This is a genomic window from Holdemania sp. 1001095H_141210_F2 (genome assembly GCF_015558105.1).
In the GTDB taxonomy this organism is placed as follows: Bacteria; Bacillota_I; Bacilli_A; order Erysipelotrichales; family Erysipelotrichaceae; genus Holdemania.
Map to the genome: position 1 here is coordinate 77,895 of NZ_JADNPO010000006.1, position 17,629 is coordinate 95,523.

Here is a 17,629-nt window from a genome sequence, read left to right on the forward strand (position 1 = left end):
GAAATGCTGGAACAATTAAAAAAGGAAGTTTATGAAGCAAATTTGCTTTTGCCGAAATATCAGCTGATTACCTTTACCTGGGGAAACGTCAGCGGCATTGACAGAGAACGCGGGTTGATTGTGATCAAACCCAGCGGCGTCGACTATCAGTCGATGCAGGCGGAGGATATGGTCGTCTGCGATTGGCAGGGTAAGGTGGTCGAAGGCCGATACAAACCGAGCAGCGATCTGATGACGCATCTTGAATTATATCGGCACTTCACGACGATCGGCGGCGTTGTGCATACTCATTCGCAGAATGCGACGGCGTGGTGTCAGGCGGGGAAAGCAATCCCCGCGCTGGGGACAACGCATGGTGATTATTTCTATGGGCCGATTCCATGCACCCGCCTGATGAGCGAGGCGGAAATCCGTTCGGATTATGAGCTGAATACTGGAAAAGTGATTGTGGAAACTTTTGAAACGCAGCAGCTTGACGCTGCACAGATGCCGGGCGTTCTTGTTCAAAGCCATGGCCCGTTTACCTGGGGAGAAAGTCCGGGCGACGCTGTTCATAACGCAGTGGTTCTGGAAGAACTGGCAGAGATGGCTTGGAAAACCCGGCTGATTAATTCCGAGGTTTCTTCGATGCAGCAGACGCTTCTTGACAAACATTATCTGCGCAAGCATGGACCAGGAGCTTATTATGGACAGAAATAAACCGTATCTGTTGGGAATGTACGAAAAGAGTATGCCGGCAGATCTGTCCTGGAAAGAAAAACTGGAAAACTGCCGGGCTTTTGGTTTTGACTGGCTTGAGATCAGCATTGATGAAACAGAGGCGAAATTAAGCCGTTTGGATTGGACGCCAGGCGAGCGTCAGGCGTTGATCAAAACGATGCAGGCGTGCGGTGTTCCGATTTCTACAATGTGCTTGTCAGGCCATCGCAAATACCCGTTAGGCTCGCTGAATCCAAAAGATCATCGGCGTTCGCTGGAAATTATGGAAAAAGCAATCGACCTTGCTTCCGACTTGGGTATCCGGCTGATCCAGCTGGCAGGCTATGACGTTTATTATGAGGAAGGCTCTGATCAAACTCGCCGCGAATTTATCAGGAATCTGCGCACGGCGGTCGGCATGGCGGCGAAAAAAGGCGTAATCCTAGGCTTTGAAACTATGGAAACACCGTTTATGGATACAGTGGAAAAAGCCATGGACTATGTTCAGCTTATCGACAGCCCTTATCTGGGAATCTATCCTGATATAGGAAATTTGACCAATGCTTCCCTGCTGTATCATGTTCCCGTCTGGAAGGATATTGAAAAAGGAAAAGGACATTTGTTTGCGGCGCACCTGAAAGAGACCCGTCCGGGAGTTTATCGGGAAGTACCTTTTGGGACCGGACATACGAACTACCCGGAAGATCTGCGGAAACTGAAAGAGCTTGGGGTCCGGATGTTCACAGGCGAATTCTGGCATACCGCGCAAAATCCTGATTATCCGGAAATTTGCCGGCAAGCCGCGTGTTTTCTGCGCCGTCAGCTGGATGAAGTGTTCCATGATTAAATTGATTGTCTGTGATCTGGACGGTACACTTCTTAACGACAGGAAACAGCTGGACAGTCAGATTCTTGAAGTGCTGGACGCTTTGCGAAAGAAGCATATTCTTTTTACTTTGGCCACCGGCAGGAATGAAGCGATTGTCAGGGATTATGTCGATCAGCTGGGCATTGAAATTCCTTATGCTGCGGATAACGGCGCCAATCTATATTGCCGCCATCGGTTATTGCAAAGTGAAAGCCTACAAAAAAAGGATTCAGAGTGGATCCTCACGCGGCTGATGGAAGAAGGGATTCCGTTTACTTTTTTTGATCAGCAATGCGGTTACAGCTTTTCCAGTTCAAAAAAGCTGAATGAAATCCGCGGTTTATTTTCAGGACGGTTAAAACTGAAACAGGTCAGAGAAAACGCGGTGTTTGCGGATGGGGATATTTATAAATTGACACTGGATTCGGCGGGATATCCACTTATTGAAAATCTGGTCCGGGAAGTAACAGAAAAATGTCCGAAGATTGCTTTTAAGCGGTCGGAAGATTCGTTGTATACGATAACGGCGGCAGGAACAAGCAAGGGGCAAGCGCTGAAAAGCATTGCCGGAGCGCTGAAGATCGAACTTTGCGATGTTTTGAGCATCGGCGATAATTTCAACGATATCGCCATGTTTGAAATCAGCGGACACAGTGTGGCGATGGGCAACAGTGATTCTCTGGTAAAGCAAAGCGCTGATGAAGTTACGCTATCCCATAATGAAAATGGCGTCAGTCAGTATCTGATCAAAAAACTATTAAATTCAAAGGAGGAATTATGGACGAGTTAATCAATCATGCCAAACATATTCGTCAGAATATCGTAAGGCAGGTGTATTTCGCAAAAAGCGGACATCCGGGCGGCAGCCTGAGCAGCGCTGATCTTCTGACCGCGCTGTATTTCAAAGTGATGGATATCAACGAACAGAATGTGAATTCGATAGACCGCGACCGGTTTGTCCTGAGCAAGGGCCATGCCTCGCCGCTGCTTTATGCGGTTCTGGCGGAAAAAGGATTGATTGATGATGCGGAATTAAACGGTTTCCGCACCTTGAATTCCAAATTGCAGGGACATCCGAATATGAACTATGTACCCGGGGTGGATATGTCGACCGGTTCGCTGGGTCAGGGGATATCCTGTGCTGTGGGCATGGCGCTGGCGAATAAACTGGATCAGAACGAACATCGTATTTATGTTCTGATCGGTGACGGTGAATCGGAAGAAGGTCAGGTCTGGGAAGCCTGCATGGCTGCCGCGCATTATCAGCTGGATAATTTATGCGTGATTTTAGACTATAACCATCTTCAGATTGACGGTGATCTTCAAGAAGTCATCAGTCCGGAACCATTTCAACCCAAGTTTGCGGCTTTTGGATTTCATACACTGGAGATCAACGGGCATTGCATGACGGAAATTCTGACAGCGTTGGACAAAGCGAAAACCTTGAAAGGCAAACCAACGGTCATTATCGCTCATACTGTAAAAGGCAAAGGTGTTTCGTTTATGGAAAAGAAAGCGGCCTGGCATGGGACCGCGCCTGATGCCGCGCAATACAGTCAGGCAATGCAGGAATTAGGAGGTAAAACAGAATGAATACCGCAACCCGGGAAGCTTATGGCCGTGCGCTCGCAGAACTGATTGTTGAAAAAAAGGATATCGTGGTGCTGGATGCGGATTTAACGAAATCGACAAAGACGATTGAGGCGAAGAAAGCGTGTCCTCAGCGGCATTTTAATATGGGCATTGCGGAAGGAAACATGATGTCGGTCGCGGCCGGTCTGGCGGCCAGCCGCAAGGTTGTCTATGCTTCCAGTTTTGCCATGTTTGCGGCAGGCAGGGCTTTTGAACAAATTCGCAACAGTATTTGTTATCCGAATCTGAATGTAAAAATCTGCGCCACGCATGCAGGCATCAGTGTCGGCGAAGACGGCGCTTCGCATCAGGCGATTGAAGATCTGGCCTTGATGCGTGCTTTGCCGAACATGAAGGTTTTCCAGCCTTGCGACGCCCGTGAAACCGAAGCTGTGATCAAAGCTGTTTATCATCTTGATGGTCCTTGTTATGTGCGGCTGGGCAGGCTGGCGGTCGAAGATGTTTACGACGACAGCTATCAATTTGAATATGGGAAGGGCATCGTATTGAGAAAAGGTGTGAAGACGGCAATTCTTTGCAGCGGACTGATGGTTCAGGAAAGTCTGAAAGCTGTCTCGAAGATGACTGAGATCACGCCGACGGTAATCAATCTGCCTACGATTAAACCGATAGATGAAGCGTTGATTATCGAAACCGCAAGGTCACATGAAGTGATCGTAACGGTTGAGGAGCACAGCGTCATCGGCGGGTTGGGCAGCGCCGTAGCCGAGGTGCTTTCGCCGCTGGGACTTCCTTGCCGGCATTATCGTTTGGGAATGCAGGATGTTTTTGGACGCAGCGGAACACCTGCGGCTCTGCTTGACTATTACGGATTGGACGCCCGGCACATTCAGGCTTTTGTAGAAAACGTATCTCGTTAGTGTTTTTTCTTTGAAATCAATCAATTTCAATCCCATGATTTCCAGGCATCATGGGATTTTTACAAGAATAAAAAAGCATCGGCGTTCCTGATGCTTTTTTATCAAAAAGGTATTTATCCAGCTTACTCGTCTAAGATCGGCGTCAGCGATTCATTCCAGACAAACTGACTGGCAACAGTATAGACGTTTGTTCCCGGCACATGATATTTCGCATCCGGATAATCCTTGTAAGCAATGATATTGCCCATGCCGTTGGAGAACGTGCCGGCATTATACAGCTGCGATCCATCATAGCCCAACTGCTCTAACAGGCAGATCGTGTACGCCGCTTCCACCCCGGCGGTGGAGATGAAGACGATCGGCTGATCCTGAGGAAACAGGTCGCGGACAAGACTTTCCGATTCTTCATAATTAGGGAAGAAGCTGCCGACGTCACCCATCTGCGCAATCACCTTGCCGCTGTCATCCCGAACTTTCGTCATCCGATATAAGACGTTGTCCTCGCGCTGATAATCAACCAGTACGCCGTAAAACGGAATGTTGACAAACCCGGCGACAGAGCCTTCCTCAGCCAGCTGCGCTGGGGAACGCAAGTCAAAGTAGAGCACGTCATCAAGAAACAGGTAGTCGTCCAAATTGGTGGGGCTGATCGGCGAATCGCTCATCAGCGCACTTTGAGGATTGGATTTTTCGGGCAGTGCGGAGGGCGTGGGCGTCTCTGACGGCACGGGCGGCGTTTGCGGTTTTGCGGCGCATCCGCTTATCCATAAAAGACAGAGTCCTGCAAGTAAAATTTTATATTTCATTTTATTCACCTCGTTGAATTTCAAATTCGACAGTTTCCGGAAGCGGAAGGGACGTCAGGCGGCGTTGTTCCATGCCTTCGCTGACGGTGAGCTTTAAATGCTCTTCGGCCGGCTCACACCAGGCATAATCAATGCCAAGCTGCGCTTTGTCTTCAAACCGGCGGATCATCGCGCGGCGCTGGAGGGGGTCTTCTATATTATAAAGGACAGTGCTCAAAACATCCAGCGTTCCCGCCTGATCAGCAGCGCTCAACGTTACGCTGCGCAGCCAGTTTTCGCTGTATCCGGTGCGGGGATTGAGAATGTGATGGCGGCGAATCTGTTGATCGCCGTTTTGGATCAGAAAATAATTCTGGTCGTCGGCTGACGTTGAAACGACGCCCTGACGCAAGGTGAAGGCATAGAGCAGCGAAGCCTGACCGGAGGGATCGCGCACGCCGATCTTCCAGGCGTATGGCGCATCTTCCGGTGACCAGGCGATGATGGAACTGCTTCCGGCGTCCAGCAGAAAGGGGGTGTTCAACGGCTTCAGAGCGGCGGCCAGCTGATCAAGAATGTAGCCCTTGGCCATCGCCCCCAGACTGATTTCAAGCGCTTCTGAGCACGCCCCCGGTTCAAAGCGGACGGTCATCGCCTGAAAATCCAGCTGAATCACTTCACTCAGTTTGCCAGCTTCAGGCAGACAGCCGACGATTGCGCTGAGTGCTTCGGGATTCGGATCGGTATTCTCGGTGGGAAACGGCGCGAATTTGGGTTCCCACAATTCGCTCAGCGCTCCCAGCAGGGGATGGAACAAACCGTCGCTCAGCTGCGATAATTCGATTGCGCTTGTGAGCATTGCGGCAAGTTCAGGTTCGATCGGAATCGTTTCGCCGGGATGGTCATTGATATAAGCGACGTTGTGCAGCAGATTTCCCTGATCGTCGAGATAGCTGTGATGGGAGTCTGCCAGTTTGTGCCATTGGGGTAATTGAGCTTCGACGATCGCCGTCGCTTCCTTTAGCGTTTTCGGATCTGTCATGGTCAGCTGGATTGTCGTATTGAGCGGAAGAACGAGATTTCCCTCGCTGTCCGTTAAAACGTCAAAATAATTTGTGAAAGTTTTTTCTTCGGCGTTTTCAACGGAAACGTCTTTCTGACACCCTGAAAACAGGCTTAAACAAAGGAAAATTATTGAAAAAGAAAGTAATTTCTGAAAAAAATTCAAGATTTGAACCTCCTTGACCGGAGCTCTGTGAAAGGATGTAACAACTTCCCCAGTTGTTTTCCACAGGCCGAGTTGTTATAATAATAGCATATTAAAGTGTCTTACGCACAGTGATTATCCAAAGTGAAAAAGCAGCGTTCATCCAGGACTGCTTTTCGTCTGTGCACGGTGCCGGGAACATCGTCAGGACGCTTTAATACTGTTTCAGGGAGTTTATAAAACAAGGAGGGAATTCATGAAAAAAGTTTGGGCAATTCTTCTGTCCTCTCTGATGGTGCTGACGTTAACAGCTTGCGGCAACAGCGGCAGCGGAACGCAGAAGCCAACTCAGGGAACTGAGGGCGGTTCATCCACCCCATGTACAGCGGAGGGTGAAATCACGCTTGACAGCATTAACGAGTATCTGAACACAAGCGCCGACATGGGCGAAGGTTCGATGGCAAACGTCGTTGCGGTCGTACCGATCAGCCATATCAATGGTCCGCGTGAAGAAACCGATTTCTATGCCTTCGTCAATTTCAAGTATAAGGCGAGAAATTACATCAAGTATCAGATCACGTATTTGTCCTGCACCTGCCGCTCGGCGGATGTCAATTACTGGATGACAGCGTATGTTGAACTGACATTGCCGGAAAGCAAGAAGCTGGACGACGCGCAGGTTCGTTTCCTGTCGTTTGACCGCGACAGCGCCGATAAGTACACGGCGGGTTTCTGGGGCGACAGCAATCCGACCCCGGCGGGAGCGACTTACGACATGTTCAAGGCGGAATACATCCCGTATTTCATCGACAAGGACTATGCTTACATTAAGACGCTGAGCACGGTCGACGATATCGCAGCGGAAGATTACACTGCCGGCGAAGGCCGCGAAGGGCTGACGCTGGATACGTTTACCGGGTCTTCGGTTTCATCCAACAACATCATCAGAATGCTGAACGCGCTGATGGAATATCACGGCACTGACGATTATTTCAGCGCTGAATAAAAAAGGGAAAGAGGAAAAATCCAATGAAAAAGTTATTTGCGATCGCTCTGTCTGTTCTGCTTCTGGCCGGCTGCGCTTCCGCACCGCAGGAATGCCCGCCATGCGCAACTCCGGACGCGGCTGAACCAACGACGGCTGCTCCGGCACCGCTGCCTGAACCACGCGATACGACGAAGACCTACAAGCCTTCCAAGGATGCGGCGGATGAAGCCTGCACTGCGGAAGTCTGGGCTACCGGCTGCTCCAGCATCAACGTTGACAATCTGACGGAATACCTGAACCGCGACGATGTTCTGTACATCGACCTGCGCGATTACAACGACTATGCGAAAAAGCATCTGAGAAACTTTGAAGTTATTCCGTACTTTGCGCTGATTTTTGACGAAGCCGCAGGCACGGAAGGCAAGCCGCAGCTGTATGGCGGAACGCTGGAAGAACCAGTCGCTACGTATGAAGAATCCGCAGCGCTGTTAGAAGCCATGTTCCCGAAGGATAAGACAATCTTCTTAATGTGCCAGTCCGGCGGACGTGTCGCACAGATGATGAAGCTGATGAATTCCTTAGGCTACGACATGAGCAAGATCTACAATGTCGGCGGCATGGGCCAGTTCACAGATTCCAAGTTTGCTCCATATACGACGGACAACGCGGAAATCGTTCTGGAAGCGACCTATTCGTTTGAAGGTTTGACACCGGCTACGAAATAAGCACTTTTTAAACGCAAGGAAGCAGCGCCGAATTCAGCGCTGCTTTTTTTGCGCCGTTTTTACCAATTCTGGTCGACTGTGCCCGTTGTGTACGCCGCTCCAACAATGGTATAATAACAATGTTTTTATAACCCGCCGGCCGCATGGAAACAGGCCGGTTTATTAACAAATACAGAGGAAAACAACGATAGTCTTGATCAGAAGAGGATCTGATTCCAAGGCAGATTCCAGCATGTTTTCCAAGATCCGGCACGCTGGGGCCGGGCGTTTTGACCGTTGTGATGAGCGGTGAAACGTGGAAGCTTCAAAAAAGAAGGAGGAAATCATCTCATGATGACTGTCGAACAATGCTATACTCAGCTCGGCGGCGATTACGCGGATATTACTCGGCGGATGGGAACGGACGAACGGGTGATAAAATTTCTGGGTATGCTTTTGCGGGACAACTCGTTTGAACAGCTGAAAACGGCGCTGGAAAAGGAAGACTATGGGACGGCCTTCCGTGCGGCGCATACTCTGAAGGGAGTGCTGCTGAATTTAAGCCTGACGTCCCAGGCCAAGGTGATCAGCGAATTAACGGAGGTTCTGCGTCCGCAGCAGGCGAATGACCAGATCGGACCGCTGTTTGAAAAAGCGAAGGCTGCCTACGCGGAACTGACGATGGGGATTGAAGCGCTGTTGGGAAAGAATGAATAATGATGAAAGCTCGCGATAAAGTATTGATCGTTGATGATTCTGATATCAACCGGTCGCTGCTGGCCGATATGCTGGCGCAGGATTACGAGTTGTTGGAAGCGGCGAACGGATTGGAAGCCGTCACGATCATGAGTCAGCAATACAATGAAATTTCATTGGTCTTGTTAGACATCGTGATGCCGATGATGGATGGCTTCGAGGTGCTGGCTTCCATGAATAAGGCCGGGTATATTGATCATATCCCGGTGATTATGATTTCTGCGGAAACCTCCTCCGCTTATATTGATCATGCCTACGATCTGGGAGCGGCGGAATATATCAGCCGGCCGTTTGACGAGAAAACGGTCAAGCGGCGTGTGAAGAATACTATAATGCTGTATGCCAAACAGAAGTATCTGGAAAACATGGTTACTGAGCAGCTGCTGGAAAAAGAAAAAAACAATCTGGTGATGGTTGAAATATTAAGTCATATCGTCGAGTTTCGAAATGGCGAAAGCGGACTGCACGTCATGCATATCCGCGTCATTACGGAAGCACTGCTGAAACAGCTGTGTCGGATGACGGAACGCTACAACCTTACCACGGAACAGATTGCGATGATCTCCAATGCTTCCGCATTGCACGACATCGGGAAAATTTCAATTCCCGAGTCAATCCTGAACAAACCGGGGAAACTGACGCCTCAGGAATACGCTGTAATCAAAACCCACAGTGCGATCGGTGCGGAAATGCTGGAAAAAATCCACTATTTTGAAACGGAAAAGCTTGTGCAGGTGGCCCGGGATATTTGCCGGTGGCATCATGAACGGTATGACGGCCGCGGTTATCCGGACGGACTGAAGGGGGAAGAAATTCCGATTTCTGCTCAGGTTGTTTCCCTGGCGGATGTCTACGACGCTCTGGTCAGCGTCCGTGTATACAAAGCGGCTTATACGCATGAAGAAGCGATGCAGATGATTTTCAACGGGGAATGCGGCACCTTTAATCCTTTGTTGCTGGAATGTCTGAAGGAAGCCGGCCCGACATTAAAGAAGGAGCTGAAAATTCGCTCGCTTTCCGGCGCCTCCCGGATTGAGCTGCAGGATATGGCGCGGAATCTGATTCAAAGCGGCAACGCCTCCAACCGAACTCTGGCATTGCTGGAACAGGAACGGACGAAATATCAGTTCTTTGCTTCGATGTCCAAGGAAATTCAATTTGAATATAATTTCCACTCCGATTTGTTAAGCATCTCCGAATGGGGTTCAGCCCAGTTGGGCATCAACGAAGTGATCATGCATCCGCTGAAGGATTCGCAGATTCTCAATTTGTTCGACAGCGCAGATTTTAATGATTTCCTGACAAAGATTCGCACGGCAGAGCCGGAGAATCCCATTCTCAGCGGCACTTATCCGTTAAACATTAAGGGTGTTTCACGGTGGTTTAAGGTTGTTGCGCGGCCATTATGGGTGATGGAGGAATCTTCAGAGCTCACCGGGGTGATCGGTAAATTCATTGACGTGCATGATGAACAGATAGAACTGGATCAGCTGAAGCAGATGGCAAAAATTGATTCCCTGACGGGGTTGTACAACCGGGCTTACGCGAAGCGGGCACTGGATACGATCTTGAACACCGGGGGCCATGCGAGTCAGAATTTTGCGCTGCTGGTCTTCGATATCGACTTTTTCAAGAGCGCGAATGATGAATACGGCCACCTGTTCGGTGATCAGGTGCTGGCCAACATCGCCCGCCGGATACAGGCGAACGTGCGCAAATCGGATATTTCTGCCCGGATCGGCGGAGATGAGTTTCTGATCTTTATGGAATACAAGGATCATCTGGAACAGATGATTGAACGGATCTTTCAGGCGCTCAATGGGAGCTATCAGGGCTATGATATTACGGTCAGTATGGGCGTCGCCTGTTTTCCGCAGGACGGACTGGATTATCTGACGTTGTTCCATCATGCCGATCAGGCGCTGTACGCCGCAAAACGCCGCGGCCGCCGGCAGTATTGTCTGTATGAGAGTTCGATGCAGGATTTATTGACCGGGGTATCGGCTGAGGCTTAAGCGAGGGGCCAGAGGAATATCAGGATCCCGGCCGGATATCCGAATAGTCAAAGAATGAAAAAGAGCGGTTTTCTCAAACGACCGCTTTTTTTATCAGCGTTCTTTTAGTCAGGCAGGGCTTGAAAATAAAAAAGGAAGCCGCGCTTCCTGTTGAAGAATGAGAATTAATCTTTGATATTTAACAGTTTGCGATAAGCTCCGGAGGTCATGCCGGCGTCGATGAAATTGCCGACGCTGATTGCGATGAAGGGAAACAAAACGACGCAGTTGACGTCATATTCGCCATACAGGCCGTTCAGCATGAGCATCAGACTGACGCCGAAGATGATCAACGAAACGCCTACCACAATTTTTCGCGTGAACGTTTTCTGATACCGCTCGTAATCCGCCTGAAGATCGCAGATCAGCTCCCCGCTTAAATGGAAGTTCTGCTTTTCGATCTTTTCAATCTCCTGATAATCCATTCCGTTTTTGACCAGCAGCCCGACGCCGATCGCGATAAAGAACATCATGATCGCCACGCCCAGATCATTGTCAATCGCGATTACCGGCATGACTCCGCACAGGATAAAACCGACGCCGACGCTGATCCAGCGGGAAAAGCGCTGGTTGAGATCCAGATAGCGTTCTACCGTGTCGCGGTCTGTGGTGTAGGCGAAGCGTCCGATCAGGGAATCCTCTTCATGGATATCGTCCGGCAGCGTGACCGTGGAACGGGTTTCTTCCATCCAAGCCTGTTCTTCTTCTTCCAGCGGTTTAAAAGACGCCGGCTGTTGCCGGGTTTCCTTCATCAGTTCATCCAGAGAAATCCCCAGCAGGTCGCTGAGCTGGATCAGCTTCTCGACTTCCGGATAGCCTTGTCCGCTTTCCCATTTGGACACCGCCTGACGGGAAACGTTGAGTTCAAAAGCCAGCTGTTCCTGAGAAAAACCAACTTCTTTTCTTCTTTTTTGAAGTTTTTGCGCAAAATTCATGCGTGCTCACCAACCTTACATTGTTGCCTTCATTGTATTCGAAAATGAACAGGAAATCTACCAAGTTGTGTTTGCGTTTGCGGGCAACTTTAAGTTGCGGGCTTAAAAGCAAGGAAAACAGCGGCAAATTTGCCATATTTTCTCCCTTTGAAAATTTCTGTCTGGACAAAAGGTTCGGTTGTTTTACAATGAGGGGGTAGAGAGCGGGGGTTTTTCCATGGAGAGTTTAATTTTGTCCCTCAACGTCGTGCTGCCGTTGTTATTTCTGATCTTGGTGGGGCAGGGTGTGCGGCGGTTGAAATTGTGCGATGAACGGACGTTAAAACAAATGAATCAGCTGGTTTTTAAATTATTTCTGCCCTGTACCTTGTTTAATAATATCTTATCGACAGATTTGAAAACGGTGCTGCAGCCGCAGTTATTGATGTATGCGGCGGTCTGCGTCTTGATCGCCTGCGGTGCGGGCTGGCTGGTCATGCCGCGGATTACAGCCGATCCGCGCAAACAGGGCGTCATGATCATGAATACGTACCGGAGTAATGCCGTGTTGTTCGGCATGCCGATCGTGCAGCTGATCTATGGGGATTCGCAGTTAGGCGTCATGTCGATGTTGATCGCAGTGATTGTCCCTTTATTTAATATTCTGTCAGTGATTGTATTGGAATCCTTCCGTGGGGGGAAAGCGCGCTTATCCAGACTGGTTGGAGGGATTGTGACCAATCCGCTGATCATCGCGTCAGCGCTGGGGTTACTTTGCTTGTTTTCCGGGGTTCATCTGTGGAAGCCGATCGCGTCGGTGATCGGTGATATGGGCAAGGTATCCACGCCGCTGGCGTTGATTATTCTGGGAGCGGGCTTCCAGCCGGAACACGTCGCTGACAATCAGAAAGAACTGATCGCCTCGGTTTCCGCCCGGCTGATCTGGACGCCGCTGGCGGCGCTGGGCTGCGCGGTGCTGCTGGGGATTCGCGGAGTGGCGTTAGTCAGTCTGCTGGCGATTTTTGCCTCGCCCAATGCGGTGTCTTCCTATTCGATGGCCGAAGGAATGGGCAGCGACAGCGAACTGGCGAGTCAGGGCTTATTGTTAAGTACCGTGTTCTGCATCCCGACGATCTTTCTGTGGATTTTCTGTTTCAGTCAGTGCGGCTGGATTTAACGCGGGGAGGGAACCATTATGCGTATTTGTTTTCAGACCGATCCCCGGTTTTGTCCGGATCTTCAGCTTGAGCATCAGCGGGTGCTTGCCACAGTCCCGGCTGCCGCTTGGAAGCTAAGATTGTGGGGACTCCCCTTTAACTCTCAGGAAAGCAAATTAAAAATATTGTCCGCAGCTTTAAGACTCTTATTCAGTGTCTGGGGCTGGCTTGGCATTTTTATACAAAGAAGCAGGCGGTATAAAGTGTTATGGAAAGAAATGATACCTCCCAGAGTGATTTGGTTATTTACCTTGTCTGCTTAAGAGGGTTCATATCAGAAAGCTTTGTACTCCCTGCCTTTTTATCTTGACTGAGTTTGGAAAAGAAGCGGGTTCAGAGTGGTTCAGTCTATGCTCCAAATTTTATGGAGCAGGCTGTCTTCGCATCGGATGTCAGATATGCCCCTGTGACAGCGGGGGAAAACCCGATTCTCCGCGTCCTCCACTGCCGTTAAGCTTGTTTTTGTCGTTTTATCCCCTTACCGATCAGTTTATTGACAAAAAAGGTGGAAAAGAAAAAATCATCCGTGTTTCGGAATCCTTTTTCACATTCTTATTCAGGAAACGTTGACATAAAGCGCGGAGTTCGACTATAATGACACTGTTCATCGGAGGGGAAATCACAAATGTGGTTTGCTGGATAAGATGGCTGACTGAAACGTCAGTGTCTTATCCTTTTTTGATTGATGGGAGGTTTTAGGATGAGAGCAGAATTTACGAGCGGCAAAATTTTAGCGCCGTTGATGAAATTTACCGTACCGATCATGATCGCGCTGATCCTGCAGGCGCTCTATGGCGCGGTCGACTTGTTAGTCGTCGGCCAGTTCGCTTCGCCGGAGGCGGTCTCGGCCGTCGCGACAGGCAGTCAGGTCATGCACTCGATGATGGTGATCATCACCGGACTGGCAATGGGCATCACCGTGCTGATCGGTCAGCAGTTCGGCCGGGGTGAACCGGAAAAAGTAGGGCAGACAGTGGAAAGCGGCGTCTTTCTGTTCGGCTGTCTGGCGATCATCCTGACCGCTGTCATGTTGGCCGCGACGCCGGTATTGGTTACGTTAATGCAGGCGCCGGCTGAAGCGGTCGCGTTTACGAATCAATATGTTCTGATCTGTTCCGGAGGAATTCTGTTTATTGCCGCCTACAATACGCTGGGCAGTATCTTCCGCGGTTTGGGCGATGCACGCACGCCGTTGTTAGCGGTGGCGATTGCCTGTGCTGCGAATATCGTGCTCGATCTGTTGTTCGTCGCGGGCTTTAAAATGGGAGCGGCCGGTGCGGCGCTGGCAACGGTGATGGCACAGGCGGCCAGTGTGGTTTTGTCGCTCGCTGTGGTTGCACGTCAGGGTCTGCCGTTTCCGTTTTCATGGCGGCGGATCCGGTTTCATGGAGAAACTGTTAAAGAAATCGTCAAGCTGGGCGCACCGGTCGCGCTGCAGGATCTGTTAGTCAGCATTTCTTTTTTGGCGATCACGGCGATTGTGAATCAGCTGGGCGTCATTGCTTCGGCCGGGGTCGGCGTCGCGGAGAAGGTCTGCACATTTATCCTGTTGGTGCCTTCGGCTTATGCGCAATCCATTTCCGCTTATGTCGCGCAGAACATCGGCGCGAACCAGCCGCAGCGGGCAAAACGGGGAATGGTTTACGGAATCGCTACTTCATTGTTATTCGGTGTCTTCATGAGTTATTTTGCGTTTTTCCACGGCAATCTGCTTTCCGGATTATTTGCCCGTGATCCGCAGGTTATTCTGGCGGCTGCGGATTATTTAAAAGCCTATGCGATCGACACGCTGCTGGTGTCGTTTATGTTCTGCTTCGTCGGTTATTTCAACGGCTGCGGCAAGACGACCTTCGTCATGTTTCAGGGATTGATCGGCGCGTTCTGCGTGCGAATTCCCGTTTCCTATCTGGCAAGTAAACTGGTTCCGGTCACCTTGTTCAAGATCGGTCTGGCCACGCCGTGTTCCACCTTTGTTCAGATCATCCTGTGCGTCCTTTATTTTCTCTGGCTGGGGCGGAAAGAAAAAATGAGTTTGAAACAAGCGGAAGTCAGATAAAACTGAAAGAATTAAAGTATAAAGTCTGACTGCGCTGCAAACATAAGTCAGACTGCGGATAGATCTTACGTTCAACTGTTAAAAAAATGAAGCTTTCCGCAAGCCGCAAGCTTCATTTTTTTGTTATTCATTTCTTTATGGATGGCAGACGGGAAGTCCGGGACTTTCTCTCTGATCGAGAAGAGCCGGGTTAGCACGTTCAGCCGTTATATTTATAATCCAATAATTTTTCGGATTGAGTGATGATTTTTTCATAATGCTCGAAATCCGTCTTATACAAATTTAAGTAGATCATATCTAAAAGACAAAGTTGGGAACACCGCAGCGTCATTGCGTTAAGGCGGGTATTCGTTTCATAATTCACCGTTTTCAACACGATATCCGAGTAACCATGAAGCCGGTTCTTCTGGATTCGCGTCATTGAAATCACTGTCACGTTCTGATGGCCGGCAATCCGCGCAGCTTTTAAAATCTCCGGCGTTTCTCCTGATTCCGAGATCAAAAACAAAACATCCTGCGGCCCAAATTGACTCAGCATCGAAAAAATGATATGCGAATTGGCGCTGCAAAAAGAATCCAGACCCATTTTCAGCCACTGATTGGAAATGTACTCGGCGAATAAATTCGAGTTGCCAAACCCGAAAACAATGATTTTTCGCGCTTTTCTTAATGCGGAAACCGTCTGATCAATGACTTGCGGCGGGTTGAATTCAAGAGTCAGCTGCGCCATTTTCTGATACTGCTGGATGATCTTCTGATTGGTCGACGAAGTTCCCTCGTTGACGACAATTTCCTCTTTCACTTTTTCTTCCGTGAGTGAAGTCGACAGGTCTTCCAACAATTCCCGAAAACTGCGGTAGCCTAATTTTTTAGAAAACCGGATGATCGTGGACTGGCCGATATTCAGCCTGTCCGCAAGCTGATACGACGTAAAACTGCGGGCTTCCAGCGAATGATTCTGAAAGAAATCCGCAATGATTTTTTCGGTCTGCGTTAATTCATTCCGAACTTGTTTTAATTTTTCCTGATACATGAAATCACCTCGGTTGTATAAATCTATTATACATAACCTGGAAAAAAATAACAATTCAAAATTTCGCAAATGACTTGGCAAGTCATAACAAAATAATTTATTTTAAAATTAATGACTTAATTTTGTTGACAAAAAACAACGTTTTCTTCTATGATCTGGTTAGATTCATTCCTGTTTCTTGCGCAAGGTGATGGAATAAGAATTGATGCGAAAGATCGCAAGGAGGAGCGTTTTATGACCTTATTTCAAGCTCTGTTGATCGCCTTATTCGGCTATCTTTCTTCCAATTATTCACCCTGGTGTTTCGGCCAGCTGGGCGGCTGGTATACAATGGGGCGTCCGCTGGTTTCCGGCTTGATCATCGGCATTATTTTAGGGGACGTACGGACAGGAATCCTGATGGGTGCGGCTGTTCAGACGTTGTATATCGGTTTGGTCACACCCGGATTGTCGATGCCGGCGGATCTGAATTTTGCGGCATATATGGGAATCCCGCTGGCGATGGCGGCGGGCGCATCGACGGAATATGCATTGAGCCTGTCGGTGCCGCTAAGCTTTCTTGGTGTTTCCTTAGTCTATGTCGTGGCTTCGGTCAACGTCTGCTGGGTGCGCAAACAGGAACAATGGATTGAACAGGGAAAGATTAAAAAAGCGGCGAATGCCCCGGTTTATGCCTCGATATCCCAGTTTATCGCCCGTTTTGTTCCGATTTTTCTGGCCTGTTATTTCGGGCAGGATTTCATTATTTCCGTGGTTGAAGCAATTCCGGCGTGGCTGGGCGATACGTTTGTGATCTTCGGCAAGATGCTGCCGGCGGTCGGCTTCGCGATGCTGCTGCGGTTTGTGCTGAACAAGAATGTGGAACTGGCTTATTTCTTCGTCGGCTTTATCATGATCGCCGTGCTGAAAATGCCGATTGTGGCCGCGACGATGATCGCTTGTTTCCTGGCTTATCTGGATATCCGTTACATGGCGAAGAAAACGAACGAACTGGAGGTGGAAGTCGATGAGTAACCCTTTGAAAAAACTAACAAAGCGTGATTTATTTCATGCCTACGCATACTGGATGATGTTCGCGCTGGCCGCACAGAATATGGAACGCATGGAAGCACCGGCGTTTGCCGGAATGATGGGCAAGGTCGCGGACAAGCTGTATGACGATCCTGAAGAACAGAAGGCCCTGATGCTGCGGCATACGCAGTTCTACAACAGTCAGCCGATGGTCGGCGTGATGATCAACGGCATTGCGCTGGGGATGGAGGAACAGCGGGCCGGTGGGGAAAATGTGCCGGATGAATTGATTTCATCCACGAAGACAGCCTTGATGGGACCCTTTGCGGGCGTCGGCGATTCCTTGTTTATCGGGACTTTGATTCCCATTTTGCTGAGTATCGGTTTGGGCTTGGTGGGAGAGCAGGGCAGTCTGGCGGGACCGTTGTTTTATATCGTCGCCTGGCTGGGGATCATGCTTCCGTTTACCTGGCTGACCTTCCGGTTTGGCTACCGATCGGGCATCACCGCCATCCACACGCTGTTTGAAAGCGGAATGAAGGACGTCGCGGTCCGCTTTGCCAACATTGTCGGACTGATCATCGTCGGCTGCATCAGCGCGCAATATGTCAGCGTGAAAATCGGCTGGACGTATGTCTCCGGCGAGATGACGATGAGTATTCAGAGCGTGCTGGATGGAATTCTGCCGGGGCTGCTTCCGCTGCTCTTGACATTGGGGGCCTGGGCTTTGATGGAGAAAAAGCATTGGAAAATGGGAAGGGTTTTCGTTCTGATCTTTGCGATGGCCCTGATTGGCCGGTTCTTCGGTATCCTGGCGTGAGTGA

General features: G+C 49.6%; 18 protein-coding genes. 14 read left to right on the forward strand and 4 right to left on the reverse strand.

Going from position 1 to position 17,629, the window contains the following annotated elements:
* Window positions 1-3: 3 nt before the first annotated feature.
* From araD to I2G61_RS05745, 5 genes are read left to right on the forward strand one after another with little or no spacing between them, the layout of a single operon-like run.
* On the forward strand, window positions 4-699 hold the full coding sequence (gene araD, locus I2G61_RS05725) for an L-ribulose-5-phosphate 4-epimerase (RefSeq protein WP_072683210.1): 696 nt from the start codon (window positions 4-6) through the stop codon (window positions 697-699).
* Entirely contained in the window at window positions 686-1,546 is an 861-nt protein-coding gene (locus tag I2G61_RS05730; RefSeq protein WP_229100689.1) for an L-ribulose-5-phosphate 3-epimerase, read from the forward strand. The genes araD and I2G61_RS05730 overlap by 14 nt, the downstream gene beginning before the upstream one ends.
* The gene (locus tag I2G61_RS05735; protein ID WP_072683212.1) at window positions 1,539-2,357 is read left to right on the forward strand and encodes an HAD family hydrolase; all 819 of its coding nucleotides are present in this window, start codon (window positions 1,539-1,541) and stop codon (window positions 2,355-2,357) included. Before I2G61_RS05730 ends, I2G61_RS05735 begins: the two co-directional genes overlap by 8 nt.
* Window positions 2,345-3,160 carry a transketolase gene (locus I2G61_RS05740; RefSeq protein ID WP_072683213.1) on the forward strand — a complete coding sequence of 272 codons (816 nt, stop codon included), beginning with the start codon at window positions 2,345-2,347 and terminating at the stop codon, window positions 3,158-3,160. Before I2G61_RS05735 ends, I2G61_RS05740 begins: the two co-directional genes overlap by 13 nt.
* Window positions 3,157-4,080, forward strand: coding sequence for a transketolase family protein (locus I2G61_RS05745; RefSeq protein WP_072683214.1), 924 nt, complete (start codon window positions 3,157-3,159; stop codon window positions 4,078-4,080). The genes I2G61_RS05740 and I2G61_RS05745 overlap by 4 nt, the downstream gene beginning before the upstream one ends.
* Window positions 4,081-4,202: 122 nt before the next feature.
* Here I2G61_RS05745 and I2G61_RS05750 read toward each other — a convergent pair whose 3' ends face one another.
* Together I2G61_RS05750 and I2G61_RS05755 are read right to left on the reverse strand one after the other, a co-directional pair.
* On the reverse strand, window positions 4,203-4,886 hold the full coding sequence (locus I2G61_RS05750; RefSeq protein WP_072683215.1) for a hypothetical protein: 684 nt from the start codon (window positions 4,884-4,886) through the stop codon (window positions 4,203-4,205).
* A gap of 1 nt (window position 4,887) precedes the next feature.
* Window positions 4,888-6,093: an FAD:protein FMN transferase gene (locus tag I2G61_RS05755; RefSeq protein WP_072683216.1), complete on the reverse strand. Its 1,206-nt coding sequence runs from the start codon at window positions 6,091-6,093 to the stop codon at window positions 4,888-4,890.
* Between the two features lie 235 nt (window positions 6,094-6,328).
* On the opposite strand from I2G61_RS05755, the gene I2G61_RS05760 reads away from it, so the two are divergent.
* From I2G61_RS05760 to I2G61_RS05775, 4 genes are all read left to right on the forward strand, one after another.
* Entirely contained in the window at window positions 6,329-7,078 is a 750-nt protein-coding gene (locus I2G61_RS05760) for a lipoprotein (RefSeq protein ID WP_072683217.1), read from the forward strand.
* Window positions 7,079-7,101: 23 nt separating this feature from the next.
* Window positions 7,102-7,785 carry a rhodanese-like domain-containing protein gene (locus I2G61_RS05765; RefSeq protein ID WP_072683218.1) on the forward strand — a complete coding sequence of 228 codons (684 nt, stop codon included), beginning with the start codon at window positions 7,102-7,104 and terminating at the stop codon, window positions 7,783-7,785.
* A gap of 330 nt (window positions 7,786-8,115) precedes the next feature.
* Window positions 8,116-8,481: an Hpt domain-containing protein gene (locus I2G61_RS05770; RefSeq protein WP_200798746.1), complete on the forward strand. Its 366-nt coding sequence runs from the start codon at window positions 8,116-8,118 to the stop codon at window positions 8,479-8,481.
* Complete coding sequence (locus tag I2G61_RS05775) at window positions 8,481-10,535, forward strand: diguanylate cyclase (RefSeq protein WP_229100690.1); 2,055 nt, start codon at window positions 8,481-8,483, stop codon at window positions 10,533-10,535. The genes I2G61_RS05770 and I2G61_RS05775 overlap by 1 nt, the downstream gene beginning before the upstream one ends.
* Window positions 10,536-10,699: 164 nt before the next feature.
* Here the strand turns inward: I2G61_RS05775 and I2G61_RS05780 are convergent, their stop codons facing one another.
* Complete coding sequence (locus I2G61_RS05780; protein WP_072683219.1) at window positions 10,700-11,509, reverse strand: helix-turn-helix domain-containing protein; 810 nt, start codon at window positions 11,507-11,509, stop codon at window positions 10,700-10,702.
* Between the two features lie 217 nt (window positions 11,510-11,726).
* Between I2G61_RS05780 and I2G61_RS05785 the strand changes: the two genes are divergently transcribed.
* The 3 genes from I2G61_RS05785 to I2G61_RS05795 all read left to right on the forward strand — a co-directional run bounded on the left by I2G61_RS05785 (window position 11,727) and on the right by I2G61_RS05795 (window position 14,761).
* On the forward strand, window positions 11,727-12,665 hold the full coding sequence (locus I2G61_RS05785) for an AEC family transporter (protein ID WP_072683220.1): 939 nt from the start codon (window positions 11,727-11,729) through the stop codon (window positions 12,663-12,665).
* Between the two features lie 18 nt (window positions 12,666-12,683).
* Window positions 12,684-12,968: a hypothetical protein gene (locus tag I2G61_RS05790; RefSeq protein ID WP_072683221.1), complete on the forward strand. Its 285-nt coding sequence runs from the start codon at window positions 12,684-12,686 to the stop codon at window positions 12,966-12,968.
* Window positions 12,969-13,405: 437 nt separating this feature from the next.
* Window positions 13,406-14,761: an MATE family efflux transporter gene (locus tag I2G61_RS05795; RefSeq protein WP_072683222.1), complete on the forward strand. Its 1,356-nt coding sequence runs from the start codon at window positions 13,406-13,408 to the stop codon at window positions 14,759-14,761.
* Window positions 14,762-14,960: 199 nt separating this feature from the next.
* On the opposite strand, the gene I2G61_RS05800 is transcribed toward I2G61_RS05795, so the two are convergent.
* Window positions 14,961-15,794, reverse strand: coding sequence for a MurR/RpiR family transcriptional regulator (locus tag I2G61_RS05800; protein WP_072683223.1), 834 nt, complete (start codon window positions 15,792-15,794; stop codon window positions 14,961-14,963).
* Between the two features lie 234 nt (window positions 15,795-16,028).
* On the opposite strand from I2G61_RS05800, the gene I2G61_RS05805 reads away from it, so the two are divergent.
* Both I2G61_RS05805 and I2G61_RS05810 read left to right on the forward strand, forming a co-directional pair.
* Complete coding sequence (locus tag I2G61_RS05805; protein ID WP_195548034.1) at window positions 16,029-16,808, forward strand: PTS sugar transporter subunit IIC; 780 nt, start codon at window positions 16,029-16,031, stop codon at window positions 16,806-16,808.
* Window positions 16,801-17,625: a PTS system mannose/fructose/sorbose family transporter subunit IID gene (locus I2G61_RS05810; RefSeq protein ID WP_072683225.1), complete on the forward strand. Its 825-nt coding sequence runs from the start codon at window positions 16,801-16,803 to the stop codon at window positions 17,623-17,625. Before I2G61_RS05805 ends, I2G61_RS05810 begins: the two co-directional genes overlap by 8 nt.
* The last annotated feature ends 4 nt before the right edge of the window (window positions 17,626-17,629 follow it).